The organism is Halococcus salsus (assembly GCF_009900715.1).
GTDB classification, from domain to species: Archaea; Halobacteriota; Halobacteria; order Halobacteriales; family Halococcaceae; genus Halococcus; species Halococcus salsus.
In genome coordinates, this window is the sequence record NZ_JAAAJC010000004.1 from 1 (window position 1) to 21,201 (window position 21,201).

22 protein-coding genes and 1 pseudogene are annotated in these 21,201 nt (G+C 69.0%); 11 read left to right on the forward strand and 12 right to left on the reverse strand.

The window, feature by feature from the left end; genetic code table 11:
* From GT355_RS11455 to GT355_RS11465, 3 genes and pseudogenes are all read left to right on the forward strand, one after another.
* Window positions 1-1,786 (forward strand): annotated as a pseudogene (locus GT355_RS11455) (hypothetical protein); the annotation flags it as partial.
* A gap of 138 nt (window positions 1,787-1,924) precedes the next feature.
* Window positions 1,925-2,245, forward strand: coding sequence for a DUF8028 family protein (locus GT355_RS11460; protein WP_160134763.1), 321 nt, complete (start codon window positions 1,925-1,927; stop codon window positions 2,243-2,245).
* Window positions 2,246-2,289: 44 nt separating this feature from the next.
* Window positions 2,290-3,543: a sulfite oxidase gene (locus GT355_RS11465; RefSeq protein ID WP_160134764.1), complete on the forward strand. Its 1,254-nt coding sequence runs from the start codon at window positions 2,290-2,292 to the stop codon at window positions 3,541-3,543.
* A gap of 25 nt (window positions 3,544-3,568) precedes the next feature.
* On the opposite strand, the gene GT355_RS11470 is transcribed toward GT355_RS11465, so the two are convergent.
* The 4 genes from GT355_RS11470 to GT355_RS11485 form a co-directional block, all read right to left on the reverse strand.
* Entirely contained in the window at window positions 3,569-4,705 is a 1,137-nt protein-coding gene (locus tag GT355_RS11470; protein WP_160134952.1) for an MFS transporter, read from the reverse strand.
* 151 nt (window positions 4,706-4,856) lie between these two features.
* Window positions 4,857-6,101: an outer membrane protein assembly factor BamB family protein gene (locus GT355_RS11475; protein WP_160134765.1), complete on the reverse strand. Its 1,245-nt coding sequence runs from the start codon at window positions 6,099-6,101 to the stop codon at window positions 4,857-4,859.
* Window positions 6,102-6,142: 41 nt separating this feature from the next.
* Window positions 6,143-7,390 (reverse strand): outer membrane protein assembly factor BamB family protein, encoded by a 1,248-nt coding sequence (locus GT355_RS11480; protein ID WP_160134766.1) that lies wholly within the window; start codon window positions 7,388-7,390, stop codon window positions 6,143-6,145.
* Between the two features lie 63 nt (window positions 7,391-7,453).
* Window positions 7,454-8,716, reverse strand: a complete 1,263-nt coding sequence (locus GT355_RS11485) for an outer membrane protein assembly factor BamB family protein (protein ID WP_160134767.1) — start codon at window positions 8,714-8,716, stop codon at window positions 7,454-7,456.
* A 114-nt stretch (window positions 8,717-8,830) separates the two neighbouring features.
* Between GT355_RS11485 and GT355_RS11490 the strand changes: the two genes are divergently transcribed.
* From GT355_RS11490 to GT355_RS11510, 5 genes are all read left to right on the forward strand, one after another.
* Window positions 8,831-10,210, forward strand: coding sequence for a hypothetical protein (locus GT355_RS11490; RefSeq protein ID WP_160134768.1), 1,380 nt, complete (start codon window positions 8,831-8,833; stop codon window positions 10,208-10,210).
* A 155-nt stretch (window positions 10,211-10,365) separates the two neighbouring features.
* Window positions 10,366-10,719, forward strand: a complete 354-nt coding sequence (locus GT355_RS11495; protein WP_160134953.1) for a DUF7471 family protein — start codon at window positions 10,366-10,368, stop codon at window positions 10,717-10,719.
* Window positions 10,716-11,237 carry a winged helix-turn-helix transcriptional regulator gene (locus tag GT355_RS11500; RefSeq protein WP_160134769.1) on the forward strand — a complete coding sequence of 174 codons (522 nt, stop codon included), beginning with the start codon at window positions 10,716-10,718 and terminating at the stop codon, window positions 11,235-11,237. Before GT355_RS11495 ends, GT355_RS11500 begins: the two co-directional genes overlap by 4 nt.
* 268 nt (window positions 11,238-11,505) lie before the next feature.
* Window positions 11,506-12,102 (forward strand): HdeD family acid-resistance protein, encoded by a 597-nt coding sequence (locus GT355_RS11505; RefSeq protein ID WP_160134770.1) that lies wholly within the window; start codon window positions 11,506-11,508, stop codon window positions 12,100-12,102.
* A gap of 98 nt (window positions 12,103-12,200) precedes the next feature.
* On the forward strand, window positions 12,201-12,818 hold the full coding sequence (locus GT355_RS11510; protein WP_160134771.1) for a GAP family protein: 618 nt from the start codon (window positions 12,201-12,203) through the stop codon (window positions 12,816-12,818).
* 61 nt (window positions 12,819-12,879) lie between these two features.
* Here the strand turns inward: GT355_RS11510 and GT355_RS11515 are convergent, their stop codons facing one another.
* A complete protein-coding gene (locus GT355_RS11515) occupies window positions 12,880-13,335 on the reverse strand; it encodes an SHOCT domain-containing protein (RefSeq protein WP_120072635.1) in 456 nt (151 codons plus the stop codon).
* A gap of 39 nt (window positions 13,336-13,374) precedes the next feature.
* Window positions 13,375-14,262, reverse strand: a complete 888-nt coding sequence (locus GT355_RS11520; RefSeq protein WP_160134772.1) for a mechanosensitive ion channel family protein — start codon at window positions 14,260-14,262, stop codon at window positions 13,375-13,377.
* A gap of 171 nt (window positions 14,263-14,433) precedes the next feature.
* Between GT355_RS11520 and GT355_RS11525 the strand changes: the two genes are divergently transcribed.
* A complete protein-coding gene (locus tag GT355_RS11525; RefSeq protein WP_160134773.1) occupies window positions 14,434-15,432 on the forward strand; it encodes a zinc-binding dehydrogenase in 999 nt (332 codons plus the stop codon).
* A gap of 122 nt (window positions 15,433-15,554) precedes the next feature.
* Here the strand turns inward: GT355_RS11525 and GT355_RS11530 are convergent, their stop codons facing one another.
* Genes GT355_RS11530 through GT355_RS11540 form a run of 3 tightly spaced genes read right to left on the reverse strand, consistent with a single transcriptional unit; the run spans window position 15,555 to window position 16,458 of the window.
* Window positions 15,555-15,962: a hypothetical protein gene (locus GT355_RS11530; protein WP_160134774.1), complete on the reverse strand. Its 408-nt coding sequence runs from the start codon at window positions 15,960-15,962 to the stop codon at window positions 15,555-15,557.
* A complete protein-coding gene (locus GT355_RS11535; protein ID WP_160134775.1) occupies window positions 15,963-16,223 on the reverse strand; it encodes an AbrB/MazE/SpoVT family DNA-binding domain-containing protein in 261 nt (86 codons plus the stop codon). It abuts the gene before it with no gap.
* Between the two features lie 25 nt (window positions 16,224-16,248).
* Entirely contained in the window at window positions 16,249-16,458 is a 210-nt protein-coding gene (locus tag GT355_RS11540) for a hypothetical protein (RefSeq protein WP_160134776.1), read from the reverse strand.
* A gap of 227 nt (window positions 16,459-16,685) precedes the next feature.
* On the opposite strand from GT355_RS11540, the gene GT355_RS11545 reads away from it, so the two are divergent.
* A complete protein-coding gene (locus tag GT355_RS11545; protein ID WP_160134777.1) occupies window positions 16,686-19,001 on the forward strand; it encodes a xanthine dehydrogenase family protein molybdopterin-binding subunit in 2,316 nt (771 codons plus the stop codon).
* Between the two features lie 219 nt (window positions 19,002-19,220).
* The gene (locus tag GT355_RS11550) at window positions 19,221-19,430 is read left to right on the forward strand and encodes a hypothetical protein (RefSeq protein WP_160134778.1); all 210 of its coding nucleotides are present in this window, start codon (window positions 19,221-19,223) and stop codon (window positions 19,428-19,430) included.
* A gap of 159 nt (window positions 19,431-19,589) precedes the next feature.
* Here the strand turns inward: GT355_RS11550 and GT355_RS11555 are convergent, their stop codons facing one another.
* The 3 genes from GT355_RS11555 to dpsA (GT355_RS11565) form a co-directional block, all read right to left on the reverse strand.
* Window positions 19,590-19,889: a hypothetical protein gene (locus GT355_RS11555; RefSeq protein WP_240145797.1), complete on the reverse strand. Its 300-nt coding sequence runs from the start codon at window positions 19,887-19,889 to the stop codon at window positions 19,590-19,592.
* 129 nt (window positions 19,890-20,018) lie between these two features.
* Window positions 20,019-20,597, reverse strand: coding sequence for a DNA starvation/stationary phase protection protein DpsA (dpsA, locus tag GT355_RS11560; protein ID WP_160134780.1), 579 nt, complete (start codon window positions 20,595-20,597; stop codon window positions 20,019-20,021).
* A gap of 2 nt (window positions 20,598-20,599) precedes the next feature.
* Entirely contained in the window at window positions 20,600-21,175 is a 576-nt protein-coding gene (gene dpsA, locus GT355_RS11565; protein WP_160134781.1) for a DNA starvation/stationary phase protection protein DpsA, read from the reverse strand.
* Between the last annotated feature and the right edge of the window lie 26 nt (window positions 21,176-21,201).

A 21,201-nucleotide genomic window follows, 5' to 3' on the forward strand; every position in this document is an offset into this window, starting at 1 on the left:
TGCCATCGTCGCGGAGTCGACGGCGGGTCACTTCGAGGTACGGAACACGCGTATCGGGGTCGACCCCGACGGGGTTCGGGCCGTACTGGGCAAGGAGCCCGACGGCGGCGCGTACGAACCGCCGGCCGAGCCCCACTCGGCCGTCTTCGAGGACGTGAGCATCACCGGCGATGCCGGCGGCAACGAGGCGATCAGGCTCGTCGGCCGCCCGGATTCCGTCGTCGATGGCTGTCGTTTCAAACAGGAGGGAGGGAACCGCGACGGGGTCGTCCTCGTCGACTCGCCTGATACGGCCATCAGCGACACGGTCTTCGACGTCACCGGGACCCCGGTCACACGGGAGAACTCGCCGGGCGTCGACGACTTCACCGTCGAGGACATCTCATCGGTCGATGCGCCCTCGGAGGGGACGGGTTCGGACGACACGGACTCCAGCGACGACGCCGGCGGGACGGGGTCGGAACCCGGGCTCCGCTGGAGTTCCTCCGGCGAGCTGACGATCGAGGCACCGGGGGACGGCGGGGCGTCGTATCTGCTCACCGTCGGCGACAACCTCGAACCGAGCACCGACAACGGCGCGACGATCGACGACACGGACGACGTTTCGCGGAACACGGCCATGGGACAGGTGGGCGACGGCGGCATCGACTCGTACACGTTCGACGGCGGCATCCTCGCGTTCGAGATGGACGGCGACGCGGCGCTCACGCTCAACGGCCAGGAGATAACCGCCGACCAGCTGCCGGACAACACCATCACGATCGCGAGCGACGGGGGCCCGAGTTCGTACCGTCTCGCGGTGAGCGTCGCGCTCGGCAAGAGCGACGCGATGAACGCGACCGTCGACGACAACGACGACCTCTCGGGCTCCCACGCGACGGGCCAGGTCGACGGCGGCGGGCGGGACAGTTACGGTTTCTCCGGCGAGATCACCGGTTTCGACCTCGATGGGAACGCGACGGTCTACCGGAACGGCGAGGAGGTCGACCCCGACGACCTCCCGACCGAGACGCTCTCGATCACGAGCGTCGGCGGGTCGACGTCGTATCGGTTCACGGTCGGCGACGACGTCGAGCGAACCACGACGAACGGCGCGACCGTGGACGACAACGACGTCGTCGACGGGAAGACCGTCACCGGGCAGGTCGGCGGTGGCGGTCGTGACAGCTACTCGATCTCGGGTGGGATCGTCTCGTTCGAGATGGACGGCGACGCGCTGGTCTACCTCAACGACCGGGAGATGGAGGCCGGCCAGTTCTCGAACAACACCATCACGATCGCGAGCGACGGGGGCCCGAGTTCGTACCGTCTCGCGGCGAGCGTCGCGCTCGGCAAGAGCGACGCGATGAATGCGACCGTGGACGACAACGACGACCTCTCGGGTGCCCACGCGACGGGGCAGGTCGACGGCGGCGGCCGGGACAGTTACGGCTTCTCCGGCGAGATCACCGCCTTCAGCCAGGACGGCGACGCGTCGGTCTACCTCAACAGCGAGGAGGTCGACCCGGACTCGCTCCCCGACAACACCCTCACGGTTTCGAGCCAGGGTGGGCGATCCACCTACGAGTTCACCGTCGACGGCGACGTCGGGAAGACCACGACGAACGGCGCGACCGTGGACGACAACGACACCATCTCCGGAAACACCGTCTCGGGCCAGGTCGGTGGCGGCGGCCGGGACAGCTACTCGATCTCGGGGACGGTCTCTGCGTTCGACATCGACGGGGACGCCGCGCTCTACTTCAACGACGAGGAGGTCGCGCCCGGCGACGTCACGAACCGATAGTCGGGCGACGGGGTCGGCTACGAGAGGGGCGCACGAGACGTCGAAGCGTCCATCCTACTGATTCGACGCCCGCGTCTCTATACCACTCGATAGATTCGGGAGTCTAGGCTCAACTACCGTCGGCCCGATACGCGACCAATGTCGGAACGGGTTCTCGCCGACGGGGAGGAGGGCGAGCAGGGATCCACCGAGCGCTCCCTGTCGCGGGCGTACGCGAAACTCGTCGGGATGGCCGACCGTCGGGAGGAGATCCTCGGCCGGTTCCTCGAACGATATCGGCACAGCAGTCGTCTCTCGCCGGTCCGAACCCTCGCGTTCTGGTCGGCGATCGTGCTCCCCTGCATCTATCTCCCGCTGTTCGCGACCGGACTGTCGAGCGGGGCGAAACGCCACGCGTTCGTCATCCTCCTCGCGCTGAACTACCTCGCCTTCCTCGCGGGCTACGACCACCGCCCGTGACCACGGCCAATCTATAACTGGCCGAGCCCCGAAGTCGCCTCACAATGGCTATCGAGAGCCCACGGGAACGCCGTCACGAGGAGATCGAACGGATCGTCGAGGCGAAGGGTGCCGTGACGCCGACGCGCGACGAGGCCGACAAGTACACCGTCGTGGGGGCGGCCCACAGGCGAACCTTCGCGGACTGGCTCACGCCCATCGGGGCCCACTTCGTCTGTCACCGAAACGATATCCCGGCGGCCGACGCCGATTCGTGGACCGTCGCGCTCACGGGCGACGCCGAGGGGAGCCTCACGATGGCCGACCTCCGGGACTATCCGACGGTGGCGGTCGCCCACACGATGGAGTGTGCCGGCAACGGTCGTGGCCAGCACGACCCCGAAACGGGAAGCGTCCAGTGGGGGTTCGAGGCCGCGGGGACCGCGGTCTGGACCGGGGTCCCAGTGAGTTCGGTGCTCCGCGACCACGGCATCGACGCGGCCGACGGTCGCTGGCTGACCGCCGTCGGGGGCGACCCGTCCGACGCCGAGGACATCTTCGCCCGGTCGATCCCGCTCTCGAAGGCGCTCGACGACTGTCTCCTCGCCACCGAAATGAACGGCCAGCCCCTCCCGCGCGAACACGGCTTCCCGGTTCGGCTGATCGTTCCGGGCTGGTACGGCGTCAACAACGTGAAGTGGGTCGACGAGCTCCGGGTGATGGAGACGATGGTCCACGAGGACTCGCTCGACCGGCCGGGGAAACACGATTTCTGGCAGCAGGTCTCCTACCGGATCCATCCCGAGGGCGCCGATCCCGCCGTCAACGACACCGTCGAGACGACCGACACGTGGGAGCAGATCGAGGGCGCGGTCGACCACCCCTACACGTTCGACACCAACGTGATGTCCGTCATCGGCCTCCCGGACGGCGAGGCTCCCGTCACGCCTCGGGACGACGGCACGGTCGAGGTTCGCGGGGTGGCGTGGGCCGGCGACGACCGCGTCGAGCGCGTGGAGCTGTCGACCGACGGCGGCGAGACCTGGGCGGACGCGGAGCTGTTCGGGCCCGACTACGCGGGCGCGTGGCGGCTGTTCCGGTACGACTGGCCCGCCGACGCCGGCCGGCACACGCTCTGTTCGCGCGCGACCGACGAGCGCGGCCGCCGCCAACCCGCACGGATCAGCGGTCCGGAAGAGTGGCGGGACGCGCTCGACGACGACGCGTACCCGTGGAACCAGGGCGGGTTCGCGGCGAACGCCTTCGAGCCGAACGCGGTCACGGTCGAGGTCGAGAGCGGTCCCACCTCGACCGAGTAGCCCTCCGCTCCGGAACGACCCGGCGCTACGCCTCCGTCACCGCCGGCAATCGGCCAGTCGCGCCGAGCAGGGCGAGACCGACGACGACGCCCGCGAGAACGACTGCGAGTCCCTGGAAGACGGCATCGTAGCCGATCCCGAGTTCGACGACCTCGCCGACGAACCAGCTCCCGAGCGCCTGGCTGAACATCATCCCGCCGCTGAACGTGGCGTAGGCCCCGCCGCGGTGTTCATCGGGGAGCGCGGAGAGCAGGAAGGCGTCCGCCGCCGGGAACATGCTGTGGATCACGTAGCCGATGACGGCGCTCAGCACGACGATCCCCGCGAGCCCGTTCGTGACCGTGAGGAGGAGTAGACAGCCGACGAAGGCGACGATCACCCCGAGGATGTACGGCGCGACGCGCACCCGGTCGACGATGGTGCCGCTGAGCCAGAAGGCGGGCACGCCGGCGGCGAACATCACGGTGAGGAGGGTGCGCGAGAAGCCGGGCGAGAAGCCGCGGGCGGTTTCGAGGTACGACGGATAGAAGTTGAACAGCCCCTGCCAGACGAAGCTCGCCGCCCCGAACGTCACGACCCCGACGACGATCAGTCGCCACTCGGCGACGACCGCCCCCCGGAAGTTCCGATCGACGCCGCTGGCCGCCGGGAACTCGACGCGTTTCGCGACCCGATAGAAGACGGCGGTCGTGACGAGCGCCACGACCGCGACCGCGACGAAGACCACGCGCCAGGAGACCGTCAGCGCGAGCGTGACGAGCGGCGCGGCGAGCACCGCCGCGACCTGGCTCGCGGTGCCGTGGATCCCGAGCCGGCGGCCGACCTCGCTGACGTAGAGTTCGCTGAGCAGTGGGTTCGCGGCAACGAAGTACGCGCCCGTCGCCGTCCCCAGCAGGAAGGCCCCGGCCCCGAGGGTGAGAACGGAGTTCGCGAGCGCCGCGACGACCGACGCGCCGGTCAGCATCGCGCCCGAGAGCAGCACGACGTGGTGGCGCGGCAGGACCGTCAGGAGGTAGCCGACGGGGATCCGCGGCAGCGCGCTCCCGGCCCAGACGAGGGTCACGACCAGCCCGACGGTTCCGGGCCCGATCGCGAAGGCCTGCTGGAGCGGTTCGACCAGCGGCGCGTAGACGACGCGAACCAGATTGACCAGGAACGCCATCGAGCACAACGACGTGAAGAGCCTGGCCTTGGACACTGCTCGACCCGACGTCGTGACGGGGTTCAACCCTTCCGGAACGCGACGGACACCACAGGACCGCACCACCGACTCCGTCGACGATCGCCCGACTCGGCTCGGGCGAGGGGCACCGTCATCGACCGGCTGCCGAGAGCGCGACGACGCGGCCGTCGCCGTACATCACGTAGATCTCGTCGACTCCGTCGCCGTCGGTGTCCGCGATCCGAGGGTGTTCCCAGATCGGGACGTTCCGCTCGTAGGTCCCGCGCACCGAACCGTCCGCCGGGTCGACGACCGAGACGGCCCCGCCGTTCGTCACCGCGACGAGCTCCGGGTTTCCGTCGCCATCGACGTCGCCCATGCTCGGCGGTGGTACGACCTGGATGTCCCCGGTATCGAGCGTCGTGGTCCACTCGGTCGCGCCGGTGGCCGCGTCGAGGCTCCGGAGCTTGCCGTCGCGTGCGACCGCGTACACCTCCGGTCGGCCGTCGTCGTCCCCGTCCCCGAACGCGTGAACCGCCGCGAAGTCGCCGAGGTCTCGCTGCCACTCGACACGACCGGTGCGTCCGTCGACGGTGACCACCTGTCCCGTCACCGTTCCGACGACGACCTCGACCGCCGGGTCCGCGTCGGTCTGCCCGGTGACCATCCACGTGATGGTTCCGTCCGACGGCGGGGACCGACGCCAGGCGACCGTGCCGTCGGGCTCGAAGACGACCAGCGCCTTGGCACCGAACCCGACCGCGAGCTCACGGGTGCCATCGCCCGTGAAGTCGGCGAGCGCCGGCTGGGCGTTGACGTAGCCGGGAACGGTGCGTCGCCACACCGTCGTCCCGTTCGCGTCTCGTACGACGACCGTTCCGCTCGTGTCGACACCGATGACCTCCTCGTCCTCGTCGCCAGTGAAGTCCGCCACGATAGGCTGGGTGTAGCCGTAGGACGCGAGGGGATAGCTGAAGCGTTGGCGACCGGTGAGCGCATCGAACCCGTGTATCAGGTTCTCGGTCGTCTCGGCAAGCACTTCCTCGGTCCCGTCCCCGTCCAGGTCGGCGATCGCGGGGTCGGCGACCGAGTGAATCGTACAGTTCGTCGCGGGCACCTGGTAGTTCCAGAGCCTCGCGCCCGTCGTCGCGTTGAGCGCGACGAGCGCACATTGCGCCGAGCTGTAGTTCCCACTGATGGGGGCGTAGACGACCGGGTGGCCGTCGACCCGTCCCGCCGTCGGTGCGTGGTGGTTGCCCAGCACGGGTCGCTCGGTGTCGCTGACCCACAGCGTCCGGAGTTCGCCCCCGCCCGTCCCTATCGTGACGCCGTACGCCACGACGCCACCGAGCGCTATCGCCACGACGACGAGCACGACCGTAGTCCTCCTCCGCATTCCGTTCGGTGCACGACGGGGCAGGTGCTAAGCCATGTGGTTCACGTCTCGATAGCGGCCGCCGGACGGCCACGCGACGAGTCGTACGAGAGCGCGACGACCCGCCCGTCGCCGTACATCACGAGGACCTCGTCGGTCCCATCACCATCGAGGTCGACGAGCGTCGGATGCGTCCAGACGGCGACGTCGCGTTCGTAGGACGCGAGGCGGTTCCCGTTCGCCGGGTCACGGACCGAGACGGCCCCGCCGTTCGTCACGGTCACGAGTTCCGACTCACCGTCGCCGTCGAGGTCCCCGAGTGCCGGCGGCGGGGTGACCGAATCCTCCGTCGAGAGACCCGCGTGCCACTCGACCTCGCCGGTCCGCGCCGAGAGCGCGTCGAGGTTGCCGTCGCCGGTCGTGACGTAGAGTTCTTTCGACCCGTCCCCGTCGCCGTCGCCGAGCGCGTGGATCGCGGGTCGGTTGTTCGAGGTGTTCCAGCGCCACTCCGTCGCCCCGGTCGCCCCGTCGAGCGCCGCCACACCGTCTCCGGTGGCGACGAACAGCGTCTGCGCCCCGTCGACCGACCCGCTCGCCGCGAAGGCGGCGTAGACCGAGCGCTCCCAGACGACGCTCCCGTTCGGTTCGTAGAGCGTGACGTTCCCCGGCGCGCTGACGGCGACCTCCGGACCGCCGTCACCGTCGAAGTCCGCCCTCCTCGTGTCGGCGGTCACGCCGGCCGCGACCCGGTCCCGCCACGCGACGGTTCCGTTCGGCCGCACCGCGAACACCGAGCCGTTGAAGTCCGCGACGACCGCTCTACGGGCCGGTTCGGCGAGGACCGCGGGCGCGCTGTAGCCGAACGAGGTGAGGTCGAAGCGGAGGGTTTCGGTCCCATCGTTCACGTCGTAGCCGTAGAGCACGTTCTCGGTCGTGGGAACGAGCACGTCCGGTTCACCGTCGCCGTCGAGATCCGCGATCGTCGGGTCGCCGATACCGTGAGTGGCACACGACCGGTTCCGGATGGTCCGCTCCCACTCGACCGTCCCAGTACCATCGAGCATGACGAGCGCGCACTTCGCACCGGACGAACCGCCGACCGAACTCACTGGGGCGGCGATTATCGTCCGATTGTTGGTCCGGACCGCGGCCACGGAGTGGTGGTTGACCTGGTTCGGCCGCGGGGTGTCGCTCACCCACTCCTCGGTGAGCGTCCCACCGGACGCCGTAACCGTATCGTAGCCGACCACCGCCGCCCCGGCGAGCGCGGCGACGACGACGGCCACGACCAGCCCGGTCCGCACCTGCATACCCGCTCCTGTCCTCGTGCCCGAATAAGGTCTCGCGTTGGTCCCCCCGATTCGAGACCCGTACTACGAGTCGTACGAGAGCGCGACCACCCGGGCGTCGTCGTAGATCACGAATATCTCGTCGTCGCCGTCGCCGTCAAAGTCAGCCACCCGCGGGAAGGTGTTGATCGGGACGTCACGCTCGTAGGAGTCGACCGTCTCGCCGTTCGCCGGGTCGATCACGAGGACGCGGCCGGCGGCGGTCACAGCGACGAGTTCGGGGTCGCCGTCGCCGTCGAGGTCGCCGAGGCTCGGCGGCGGCATCACCCGCGCGTCCGTCTCGGCCGTGAGTCTGGTTCGCCAGTCGAGGCTCCCGTTCGCGGCGTCGAGGCTCCGGAGCACGCCGTCCCGCGCGACCACGTAGACCTCCGTTCGACCGTCGCCATCGCCGTCGCCCATCACACGGACCGACGCCCCCTGCGCACTGAAATTCCGCCGCCACTCGACCGACCCGTTCGCGCCGTCGAGCGTGACCACCTCACCGAAGAAGGTCGCGAAGGTGAGTTCGAGCGGGGCGTCGTCGTCGGCCTGCCCGGTCGTCATCCACTTCGTGGCGCTCGCGTTCGGGATCGCTTGCCGCCACGCCACACTCCCATCTCGTTCGAGGACGATCGCCTCACCGCCGAGCTGTCCGATGGCGATCTCCGGATCGCCGTCGCCGTCGACGTCGGCGATCACTGGCTGGCGGACGCGGGCGTCGCCGAACGACCGCTGCCACGCGATGCTGCCGTCGTCCGCGAACGTGAACACGCCGCCACCGAGGTCGACGACGACCGTCTCGTTGCCCGCTCCCGGGAGGAGGTCGCCGACGAGGGGTTTCGAGTAGCCGTACGACGAGAGGTCGCGACGGAACTCGACGCTCCCGTTTCGGAGGTCGTAGGCGACGACCTCCTCGGCGCTCGTCGCGGCGATCACTTCCGTCTCGCCGTCGCCGTCGAAGTCGGCGATCGTCGGGTCCGAAATCGAGTGGATCGTACACTCCTCGGCGGCGATGGTTCGGTTCCAGCGCTCGGTGCCGTCGCCGTCGAGCGTGGTCAGTCGACACGTCGTCCCCCGCCGGCTGTTGATCGGCACCACGACGAACGACTCGCCGTCGACGAACGCCGCCGCCGGTGTGTGGTGATTGGATTCGAGGACCGCCGGTGGGGTGCTCACCCACCGCTCGGAGAGGGTTCCGTTGTCGGCGCTCCGGCCGGTGGGGTCGCCGGTGTCGGTCAGTCCGACGACCGCCGCACCGACCAGCCCGACCAGAACGACGGCCACCACCAGCGCGGTCCGGGGACGCATTGGTCGGGAGTATCAGCAGTCGATCATAAGCGCTCGGCTTGGCCGCCCGGATTCGAGGATCGGACCAATACACCAGATCAGTTACCTTTTTGTGTCCGTCGCCGAAGCCGCGGTATGAGACCGCGTCGGGCAGCCGCCGTTCTGCTCTCCCTGCTCGTCGCCGCGGTCGGGACCGCGAGCGCCCACCAGATCCAGGGTTCGCGGTTCGCCGCGCCCATTCCGCTGAGGTTCCTGTTCGGCGGTGCGGGCGTCACGGTCGCCATCACCGCCCTCTGGGTCGGCCGAACCGGCGACGCGACGGGCGGTCGAACCTGGCGCACGCCGCTAGCGATACCACATCGCGTCGCGACCGCGCTCCGCTACGGCGCGAAGGCCGTCTTCTTCGCCGGCTTCCTCGTCACGATCGGGCACGGTCTCGTCGGCCCGCAGATCGAGGCCGAGAACTTCTCGACGGTGTTCGTCTGGTCGGTCTGGATCGCGGGGCTGGGGCTGTTCTCCGTTCTCTTCGGGAGTCCGTGGCGGGTGCTCTCGCCCTGGCGTGCGGTCTACGACGCGCTGGTCCGCCTCGAAGGCCGAGCGATCCGGCTGGTCGACACGTATCCGTCGTGGCTCGCGTCGTGGCCGGCGGTCGTCGTCTTCGTCGTCGGCATCGGCGTCCTCGAGAACCTGACGGTGGTCCCGCGCTCGCCGGCGTCGACCGCGGTCGTCGTCGCGGGCTACGCCGCGGCCATGATCCTCGGCGGGGTCGTCTTCGGCGAGGAGTGGTTCGAGCGCGCCGACGGACTGGCGGTGCTCTATCGGCTGTTCGGCCGGGTCTCCCCAGTGACGTTCGTCGAAGCCCGAGGTGGCTACCGACTCCGACTCCGCCCGCCGTGGACGGGCTGTACGGACGCGGTCGCGGACCTCAGCCTCGTGGCGTTCGTCGTGGGGACGGTCTACACCGTGAGCTTCGACGGCTTCACGAGCACGCCGGAGTACCAGAACCTCCTCTTCGGGTTACGCGATTTCCTCGATACCGGACCGACCACCAGCGTCCTGATCTACGTCGTTGGGCTGGGTGGATTCCTCGTCGCGTTCGTCGTCGTGAGTATTATGATGGCGCAACTGAGCGCCCGGGAGTCAGCCTGGCGGGAGACGGCGCTGGCGTTCGCGCCGACGGTCCTCCCGATCGCGGCGGCCTACGAGGTCGCCCACTACTACCCGCTCGTCGCCGAACGCCTCGGCGTGCTCGCCGCGCTCGCGTGGTCGGTCACGATCGCACCGGCGGACCCCGTGACGGTCCTCGGCTGGCTCTCGCTCCCGGCGTTCTGGGGGTCGCAGGTGCTCCTGATCGTCGTCGGCCACGTTATCGCGGTCGTGGCCGCCCACGCCGTCGCCGTCGAGCGCTCGACGAACCTCGCGGCGGCTCGCCGGACCCACCTCCCGCTCGTGGTGCTGATGGTCGGCTACACCGTCCTCTCGCTCTGGATCGTCTCGCGACCCGTCGTCTCGTGACGATTCGATAGGCACACCAGAATCGTTATTCGCCCGAGCGCGTATTCTCGATCGATGCACTGCCGCCGGTCCCGCCGCACCGCCGCTTCGCCCGATCCGTGGGTCGAAACGCCGGCTCGTGGCCGAACCGACCGACGGCCGGCGGGGCGCGAGCGATGACGCCCGCCCTCCACCTCGCCCGTTTCGCCGTCGCCGAGTGGCCGGGGGTCGGAACGTTCGCCCTCCCCAGCGTGCTGGTGGTCGCGGGTATCTCCTCGGTGGCCATCGTGGGGCTCGGCGTGGCGGCGCTCTCCCAGCGACGCTCGCGGTCGTACCTGCTGATAACGCTGGCGCTCGCGACGCTGCTGGTGCGAACGCTGGTCGGGGGGCTCGCACTCGAAGGGATGCTGAGCATGCACCTCCACCACCTGATCGAACACGCCTCCGACGGGGTGATGGCGGTCCTGCTCCTGGCCGCAGTCTACTTCGCCCGGACCGCGAACCCACGCTCCGACGAGGACACCATATGAACGGAACCAGACGCCGCGTCGCCCGCTGTGTGCGGGCCACGCCCGGCATCCATTTCAACGAACTCGTCCGAACGCTCGACCTCGCCCCGGGCCAGGTCCAGTACCACCTCAAACGCCTCATCGCGACCGACTCGGTGGTCGACGAACAGCGCTACGGCCGAACCCACTACTTCGCGCCCGAGGTCGACGACTGGGAGCGCGGGGCGCTCTCGCTGGTACGCCGCGAGACCGCCGGCGACGTCGTCGCCGCTCTCCACGACCGAGGCCCGATGTCGCCCGGTGCACTCGCCGACGTCCTCAACGTGGCCCGGAGCACGCTCGAGTGGCACCTCGACCACCTCGCCGAACAGGACGTCGTCCGCAAGGACCGCGACGAGCGAAACCGCGTCACGCTGGTGCTCACCCGACCCGACGAAACCGCAGCGCTCCTGCGAACCGTCCAGCCCTCGACCGCCAGCCGGATGGTCGACCGCTTCACCCGACTCGCGGACCACCTGCTCGACGACGCGGACCGGTAGGCCGCTCGGCGGCTCGACTGGACATCGGTGGCTCGGTGCTCGCCCAGCGCCACGGGACGGCTATCGCGACCGACGACGGTCGTCTCCCGGCGAACGTCGCCGTTGCAGGTCGGAACTATCATCCTCTGTGGCCCGTCTCACCCGGATAACCGACGAAAACCGCGACCCGCCGCTCGAATGACAGACTACGATCCTATTGTCGAGTTATCATAAAATATGCAATATATCTTATGCTGGTTGCCGACCTCCCCTTACGGGAGGGAGAACAATGAGTTCGAACATCGAATCCAGTCGGGAAGACACGCCGCTCGCGGCGAGCTGGCGTGTGCTCGCAGGTGTCGGGACGCTCATCGCAGTGCTCGGCCTGATCGCGATCGTTTCACCGTTCATCACCGGCGTCGCGCTATCGGTGCTACTCGGCGCACTGCTCGTCGTCGGCGGGGTGGGTCACGGGGTTCACGCCGTCTCCGCACGGGGCTGGCGGGGGTTCGTCTGGGAAGCCCTGCTCGCGGTGCTCTACGTCGTCGGCGGCGTGGCGCTGTTCGTGAACCCAGTCGTGGGGCTGTTGACCCTCACGCTCGTCCTGGCGGCGTTCTTCGTCGTCGAGGGCGTCGTCGGGGTCGTGCTGGGGCTCCGACTCCGCCCGGCGGATGGGTGGGGCTGGATGTTCGCGAGCGGGCTCGTCGGCGTCGCCGCCGGAGCCGTGGTCTGGCTCGGCTGGCCGTCGACCGCGCTCTGGGTGATCGGCCTCGTCTTCGGCATCAGGCTGCTCGCGGCCGGCAGCGCGATGGTCATGCTCGCGATGGGGTCCCGCCGGGTGGCTCGCGAGACCCGATCGATCGGGGCCACGCCCCGCGGTGGCTGAGCGGCCGATGGATCCGGACGACTCGTCGGTGACCACGCGACACGACCAGCGATGACCGCGGACGAAGACCGGGAACCGGTCGGCGGGAGGGGGCGGTCGTGAGCTTTCTGACCGTGCTTCCACTCGCGGTCGTGATGGTCTCCGGCCCGCAGATCCTGAGTGTCGTCTTCCTCGCCACGAGCAGGGAGTGGCGACGCAACTCGCTCGCCTTCGTCGCTGGCGCGGCGGCGTCGGTATCGCTCGTCGTCAGCCTCGCGTTCCTGCTCGGCTTCGGTGCCGTCGGGACGGGCCGGTCGCGCCCGGTGCTCCACGTGCTGATCCTGGTCGTCATCCTGGCCGCCATGGTCTCCACGTACCTGCAGCGCGAGCGATCGGAGCCCCCGAAGTGGATGGGACGACTCGAACGCGCGACCCCGCGGTTCTCGCTCCGACTGGGGTTCCTGCTGCTCGGCTTCTTTCCCACCGACGTCATCACGTCCGTCACCGTCGGCTCCTACCTCGCTACCCAGGGGCTGCCGCTGACGGACGCGGTCCCGTTCGTCCTGGCGACGTTACTGCTGCTGGCACTCCCGTCGCTCGCCGTGGCCATGCTCGGCGAGCGCGCGAAGACCGTTCTTCCGACGGTTCGCGACTGGATGAACACGAACTCCTGGGTCGTCAACGAGGTGGTGCTCCTCTTCTTCGCCGGCATCGTTCTGAACGGACTCCTGAACTAGGTGAACCGCCCACACCGCCGGCCGTGAGGGCCCGGATCCCGCACCGACGCCGAACGGTGACCTACTCCTGTTCGTCGAGGAGTTCGCGCGCCCGCTTGCGGTCTTCGAGGTCCTCCAGCGTCTCGGTTTCGAGGAGGCGCTCGAGTTTGCGCTCGAACTGCGCGTCCGTCAGCTCCCCCCGAGCGTAGCGTCGGCGGATGATCGAGAGGGAATCCTCCGACGGCTCCGCGTCGGCCTCCGTCGACGCCTCGGCTTCGTCCGTCGTCGAGCTCCCCCACCAATCGTCGAGCCAGTCGTCGTCGCCCCACCAGTCGTCCCACCACTCCGAACGGTCGTCCTCGTCGCCGAACAGCAGCGCGACGAGCGGGACGACCACGAGGAAGCCGAGGGCGAAGATGACCCAGAAGTTGCCCACCCCCAAGAAGAGCGCGGCGAGCCCGAGCCCGACCACGAGCGTCGACGCTATCTCGACGGCGTTGTCCTTGGCGCGCTGGGTCGGCGTGTCCCGGGAGTTCATCGGTGAAACGAGGGTCCGGCGGGCTAAAAACTGCTGTGCTCACTCGTCGAAGACGGCCCGCGTGTGTGGATAGGCGAGCTCGACGTTCGCGTCCGCGAAGCCCGCTCGCACGTTTTCGAGTATCGCCGACCGAACGGGGAGCTGCGCGTACGGGCTCTCGACCCAGTAGAACAGCCTGAGCGCGACGCCGTTCTCGGCGAACGACTCGACGACGCACGCCGGCGCGCTCGCGTATCGGGCGCTCCCGATCCGGATGTTCCGCCCGCCCGCGACCACACCATCGACGCCCTCGGCGGCTCGTTCGGCGATGGCACGTGCCTGCGCGATGTCGCTCTCGTAGGTGACGAGCAGGTCGAGCGAGAGCCACGTCCGCGGGTCGTCGGCCGATCGGTTGACGATGTCCCGGTTCTGGGCCTGTTCGTTCGGGACGACCAGAAACGTGTTGTCGAGCGTGTATATCTTGGTGTACCGGAGCGTGATGAGCTCGATGAAGCCACGGTGGCCGATGTCGGGAAGCTCGACCATGTCCCCGATCTCGTAGGCGTTGTCGCTCAGTACGGAGAGGCCGTCGACGAACGCCCTGATGAACGGCGTGAGGACGGCCCCCGCACCGGCGAGCAGTATCGCCGCCGCGAGCCCGAGTCGTCCCGGCCCGACGCCGTAGACCCCGAGCGCGACGAACGCGCTCAGGATGAGCACCACGATACGCACACCCCGAACGACCGCCAGGCTGAGGCTCCGTCGGTGGACCCGGCGCGCGACGGGCTCCCGAAGCGCCTCGACCAGCAGCCGCGAGCCGCGCCAGGCCACGAGCAACACCGCCAGCGCCAGCCCGGTTCGCACCGCCCACCCGGGGACACCCCGGAGAAGCGCCTGAGCAAGCGCTCGGCCGACGCTCGACAGCAGGCCGTCGCCGACCCCGCTCATGCGGACGGAGCGCCCGCCGTTTCGATCACCCGCCGCGCTCTCGACATGGTCGTGACTCCAACGTCCCTTCCTCCATGGGTTCGGCAGACGATCCGCGGAAAAAGCGATTTCGAACTCGTCGTGGGTCCCGGAAGCGACGCCCCTACCCGACTGGCGACCCGAGCGATCCCGATGACCGACGAGATGACCGCCTACGTGATCGAGGAGTACGGTGACCCGGACGTCTTCACCCGAACCACCCGCGAGGTCCCCGAACCCGAGGCGAACGAGATCCGCGTCTCAGTCACCGCCTCCAGTGTGAACCCTGTCGATTACAAGATCCGCCAGGGCGCGCTCCCGGACTTCGCACCCACCTTCCCCGCGACCCTCCACTGTGACGTCTCGGGGGTCGTCGACGCCGTCGGGGCGGACGTCGAGACGTTCGAGGCGGGCGATAGGGTCTACGGGATGCCCGGCGGCGCGGGACGACAGGGCGCGCTCGCCGAGTACGTCGTCGGCCACGCCGGCACCTTCGCCCAGGCTCCGGAGGCGATATCGCTCGAAGCGGCCGCGGCGCTCCCGGTCGTCGCGCTCACGGCCTGGGAGATGCTGACCGACAAGACGGCCGTCGGAAGCGACGACGACGTGCTCGTCTACGGGGCGAGCGGCGGCGTCGGCCACGTCGGCGTCCAGGTCGCCGACCGGCTCGACGCCGACGTGACGGGGACCGCCTCCAGCGACGAGAAACGCGACCTCGTCGAGTCGCTCGGTGCCGACGCGGTCGTCGACTACACGACGACGGACGTCGGGAGCTACGTCGAGGAGCACGCCAACGGGGCGGGGTTCGACGTCGTCTTCGACCCGGTCGGCGACGACCACCTCGCGACGGCCTTCGAGGCGGTCCGACCCTACGGGACGGTGGTGACGACCGAATCGAGCTCCACGCAGGACCTCTCGCCCATGCACGCGAACTCGCTCGACCTCGGTGTCGTGCTCGTGATCCTCCCCGTCCTGCTCGGCGACCGCCAGGAGCGAATCGGCGAGGAGCTCGCCGAGATCGCCGACCTCGTCGACGACGGCGCGCTCGAACCCCACATCGTGGAGCGCTTCGGGTTCGACGAGGTCGCCGAGGCACACCGACGGGCCGAGGCGGGCGACTTCAGCGGGAAGCTCCTGCTCGTCGACGAGTAGCGTTCCGGCCGGATCGGTGCTCGTTCGCCGTCGACACGACGGGTACGGCCGTCTTCTGGCACTGCCGAGCCGCCGCGGAACGACTTCAGTAGGAGAGTGACGGTCTGTGGTCCGTTGGGATATCAGTTCCAAACCGTCTCGTAACCGGCATCGCGAATGACCCCATCTGTCGTGAGAATCGCGTCCGTGTCGTGTGCTCGGTGACTGCTGACGATCAGGGCGTCGTGGATGCTGAACTCGTCCACCACCTGCGCGTACTCGACCAGCTCCGCGTCGTCGACCGGTGCGACAGCGACAGGTCCGTTCCCGATCAGTGCCTTCCGAGCGTCTTCCGGCGTTCCTGTGAGGGTGATACCTCGGATGTCTTTGTCACGGGAGACCGAGTACAGCACTTCGGCGAGCGCCGTGCTCGGTGCCTGGATGACCGTTTTCGCCGCTTCGGCTTCGGCGAAGATTCGATCGACCTTCTCTGGAAGCGCATCAACCAGGTAGACGAGGAGGGAGACGGCGTCAGCGGTGTACGTCGACATTCAGGCTTCCTCGTAGTTATGGTCTCGGCGCTTGCGGACGCGGCGCTCCAGCTCTTCGGCGATCTCCTCACGCTTCCCTTCAGAGGTATCGTCGGGCACAAGCATCCCACGCCCACCGGTGCGGGTACGCTTCTTCACGACGATACCCTCATCTGAATCTACCCAGACGACCTCATCGCCGGGCTCTAAGTCGTATTTTTCGCGAAGGTGCTTCGGGATCGTTGCTTGTCCCTTCTCCGTGACACGTGTGGATTCGCTCATATTCAGTAATACCCGTTGTATTACATTAGTTTTGTGGGAGGAGAATTGCTCTATCGAGTGATTTGGGGGTGGTGCGTCGGTTGAGGCTGGTTCGCGCCCGGTCGCCGACGATATCCAGCACCACCTCGTCGCCGATGACGAGGGCGGACGACCCGAGGGGAGCGACGCGGTCCCCGAGTTCGGTCACGACACCCCGTCCCTGAACGTACGCCGCGGGCGATTTGAACGAGTACATTGCTATCCTTCACAGGCTTGGAGCGGCTACCTGATGAGGTTGCCGGGCCGGTCGATCGACGACCGAACGGGGTCGATCCACTCGCTCCCGACCGCCTCGACGTGCCGTCGGCACCGAGGTCGGTGGGTCACTCACGGTTCGGCCGGGGACGGGAACCGAGTGTCCCGGTTTCGACGGCCGGTTCGGGTGAACGGTGCGCTTTTGCTCGTTCATCGGTGACACACCGTATGAACCCAGCCGACGGCTCGTCCGCCGGAAGCGACCCGCCCCGCCGGGAGGACCGCGGGCTCCTCACGGGTGCGGCCACGTTCACGGCCGATTCGAGCGCGCCCCGGCTGGCCCATCTCGCGTTCGTCCGGAGCCGGTACGGCCACGCCCGTATCGGGAGCATCGAGACGGCTGCCGCGGCTCGACGGGAGGGGGTGCACGCGGTGTTCACCTGGACGGACGTGGCGGCTTCGGACACACCGGGGGTCCTCCCGCTGGCGAGCGAGCAGCTCGACGTCGACGTTCCCGGCCACCCCGTGCTCGCCCGCGACCGGGTCCGGTATCAGGGCCAGCCCGTCGCGGCGGTCGTCGGCGAAACGCCCGCGCTCGCGGCCGATGCCGCGGCGGCGGTCGCCGTCGAGTACGACCGACTCGACGCCGTCGTGGACCCGGTCGACGCCACGGCGGACGACGCACCGACGGTCTTCGAGGGTGCCCCGGACAACGTCGCCGTCAGCGGGACGCTGGGCGACCGCGAGGCGACCGACCGCGCGTTCGCCGAGGCGGACCGGACGGTGGCCCTCGACCTCGAGAACAACCGCCTGATCCCGAACGCGATGGAGCCACGGGCCGCGCTCGCGAGCTACGAGGCCGCCGAGGGCCGATTCCGAGTCGAGATGACCAGCCAGTCGCCCCACGGCCACCGGGGCGACCTCGCGACCACCCTCGGGGTCCCCGAACGCACGATCCGCGTCGTCGCGCCCCGCGTCGGTGGCGGGTTCGGCCACAAGGGCCACCACTACCCCGGGGAGGCCGTCGCGGCGTGGTGTGCCCGCGAACTCGACCGACCCGTGAAGTGGACCGCGACGCGGAGCGAGAACTACGCCGCCGGCGCGCACGGCCGCGACCACCGAACCCACGCCGAGCTCGCGCTCGACGAGAACGGTTCGATCCGGGGGCTCCGCGTCGAGACGCACGCCAACGTCGGCGGCTACGGCCTCGGCGGCGCGCCCGTCCTCCCGACGGGCTACGGTCGGTTGCTGTCGGGCCAGTACCGGATCCCGGCGATCCACTGCCGAACCCACAGCGTCTTCACGAACACCGCGCCGGTGCACAGCTACCGGGGTGCCGGACGGCCGGAGGCGGTCTACGTCGTCGAACGGCTGGTCGACGTCGCCGCCCGCGAACTCGACGTCGACCCGGTCGCGCTTCGCCGCGAGAACCAGCTCCCGCCCGACGCGTTTCCCTACGAGACCCCGGTGGGGGCGACCTACGACAGCGGCGACTACGGGACCGCGCTCGAAGAGGTGCTGACGGAGGTCGGCTACGACGACCGCCGTGAACGGGAGACGAAACCCCGTGCCGACGGTCGGTACGTCGGGGTCGGGGTCGCGTGTTACGTCGAGTCCACGGGTCTCGGTTTCGAGAGCGGCGTCGTTCGCGTCCACCCGGACGGCGGCGTCACCGTCTACGCGGGGACCCACTCGCACGGACAGGGCCACCGGACGACCTACGCACAGATCGTGGCCGCGGAGCTCGGGGTGCCCTACGACGACATCGAGGTGGTCGAGGGCGACACGGAACGGGTGCCAGCGGGGACCGGGACCTTCGGCTCCCGAAGCACCATCGTGGGCGGGAACGCGGTCGCCGAGAGCGCGCGGGCGGTCACGGCGAAGGCGCGGCGGATCGCCGCCGACCGGCTCGAAGCCAACGCCGACGACGTCGCGTTCGAGGACGGCGAGTTTCACGTCGCGGGGGCTCCGGACCGGAACCTCTCGTTCGCGACGGTCGCGGAGGCCGCCTACGGCCACGGACTCGGCGAAACCGAACCCGGACTCGACGAAACGACGTTCTACCGGCTCGACGAGACGGCCTACACCTTCGGAACCCACGCCGCGGTCGTCGCGGTCGATCCAACCACAGGCGAGGTCTCGATCGAGCGCTACGTCGCGGTCGACGACTGCGGTCCGCGCGTCAACCCCACCATCGTCGAGGGGCAGGTCCACGGCGGCGTCGCACAGGGCATCGCTCAGGCACTCTCCGAACACGCGCTCTACGACGAGAACGGCTCGTTGCTGACGGGCTCGCTCCAGGATTACGCCGTCCCGAAGGCCGTCGACCTGCCCTCCATCGAGACGGGTTCGACGGTGACTCCGAGCCCGACGAACCGACTCGGGGTGAAGGGGATCGGCGAGGCCGGCACCATCGCCGCACCGCCGGCGGTCGTGAACGCCGTCTGTGATGCCCTCTCGCCGTTCGGGGTCCGACACCTCGACATGCCGCTCGACGCCGAGTCGGTCTGGCGAGCGGTCGAGGACGCGTCCCCACCGGCGTGAACGGCCCGACCCGTCACGCCGGGGCGGGGTCGGTCGCTGGCCGGGCCGTCGCCATCGCGTTCCGGTCGTCGACCGGTCGAGTTTGCCTGGGGAGCAAGAGTTATTTTTGTCGGTAGATAGTAGTCGGTGTAAAATGGAGTTCGAGTGGCAGCTCCGTACCCGGCGGGAACGTTGCGATAGCACGTGCCACGCCTTTTCGGGGACCGCCGGGAACGAGCGATGAGCGACTGTCCACTCTGTGGGGCACCCCTCCCCGAGGAGCGACCCCGGCACAAGGTCACCCTCAAAGCCCGCGACGACACCCGGTCGGTCGCCGGGTCCGAGACGACGGCTCCGGAGACGTCGACGGGACACCGCCGGTACCAGGTCTGCCGCGACTGCTGGGAGACCCTGAAGACGGACCTCACCGGGCACGACGCCGAGTCCTGACGGCCTCCCTTCGCTCGACTATGGAACCCTGCCTCGACGAACGGGTCCCACAGATCACCTCGGACGTCCTCGGCGAAGCGGTGCCGTTCCGCCACCCGTCGCTACTCGAACGGAGTCACGGTCGTGTCACCGGGAACGGAACGCACCGGTCGTGTCGAGCTAGTCGCTTCCCGGCCCCTCTCGGGGACTGACGGGACCCTCGTCGCGGTCGGCGATCGTCCGGTGGCGTTCGATGGTCACCGTGTAGGCCTCGCTCACTCCCTCGTCGGAGGCCGCCAGCAGGGGGTCGGTCGGTTCGATGTCGCACACGCTCCACCCCGCCTTCCCGAGCGTCGTCGTCACTTCGTCGGGGACGGTGCGGACCCGTTCGTCGTCGGCTGGTCCCGTGGCGTCCGTCGGGAGGTCGATCGTCCGAACCCGTGGTTCGTCCCTGAACCAGCGTCGTAGTCTCTCGAGCATCACTGACTGTGGTCGTGTTCGATACTCGTTCCGCGGACGCTTAACCGTAGGCAATGAGGAAGCGTACTGCACCGTTTCGCACTCGCCCGTCGTCCCGTTCTCCGGGCGTGCAGGGGTCTCGAAGGCGTTCTACCGTCGAGAGGCCAGCACGTCGCTCCGAACGAGCGTGTCGCCGGCGAGGCACTTCGCGAGCGTGTCACCGTCGTCCTCCAGGGTCGGGAGGTGTCGCCGGAGGATCTCGCCCGTTCCCGTATCGCCCAGCCGCTCGGCCAGCTCGATGTGCTCTCGCATCCCCACGACGAGCGTCGCGTAGCCGTCGAGGTCGCGGGCGAGCGACGATCGGACGTCGTACCGGTGGGCGGCCTCGATGTCCATCGGCGCGTACTGGCGGATACCCATCGGCCCACAGACGGGAACGCCGCCGAGCGCGTGAACCCGGACCGCGACCTCGTCGGTGATCGTCGAGAGCCGGTCGGCGGCGTCCGCGAGGAACGCCTTCAGGAGTTCGAACTCGGGCCCCTCGACGCACCACTTGTGTTTGCGGACCTGGTTGAACAGGAGGTAGAGTCCCGAGACGTCACGATTGAGGGCCTCGACCACCTGTTCGGCCGCTTCCCGTTCGATCCCGAGGGCGTTGTCGGTGACCGTCCCCCACTCCTGACGGAGATGGACCGGGTCGGGGCTGCGGAGGTGGGGCGCGCTCGCCACGGTCAGCGCACCTCCTCGGCGCGGACGAGGGTGTCGTCCTCGAGGAACTCCTCGACGGTCTGGGCGTCGTCCTCGAGGACTTCGAGGTGTTCGCGGAGGCGCTCCGCCGTGTCGGGGTCGCCGAGCTCCTCCGCCAGCCCGATGTGTTCGCGGAGGCTCACGACCAGCACCGCGTAGCCGTCGAGGTCCCCTTCGAGCGAGGTGCGCACGTCGTAGAGGTTCTCGGCTTCGAGGTGGACCCCGGCGCGCGCCTGGATCGTCGGCGGCGTGTTCGGCGGGATGCCGCCGAGTTCGACGATCCGTTCGGCAAGGTCGTCGTTGATGTCGCGGGCGCGTTTGTAGGCGGCTTCGAGGAACTCGCTCACCTCCTCGTGTTCGGCACCCTCGACGGTCCAGTGGTGTTTTCTCAGCAGGTAGAACAGGTTGAACGACCCGGCGAAGTCGACCCCGAGCGCCTCGACCAGCTTCTCGGCGACGTCGCCGGGGATGCGGAGTTCGTTCGGTTCGAGCGTCTCCCATTCCTGAAGCCGCTCGCCGGTCTCGGGCTCGCGGACCAGTCGACCGTATCTCGTTGCCATTACGCGTGGTATAGCGGACGGCGACT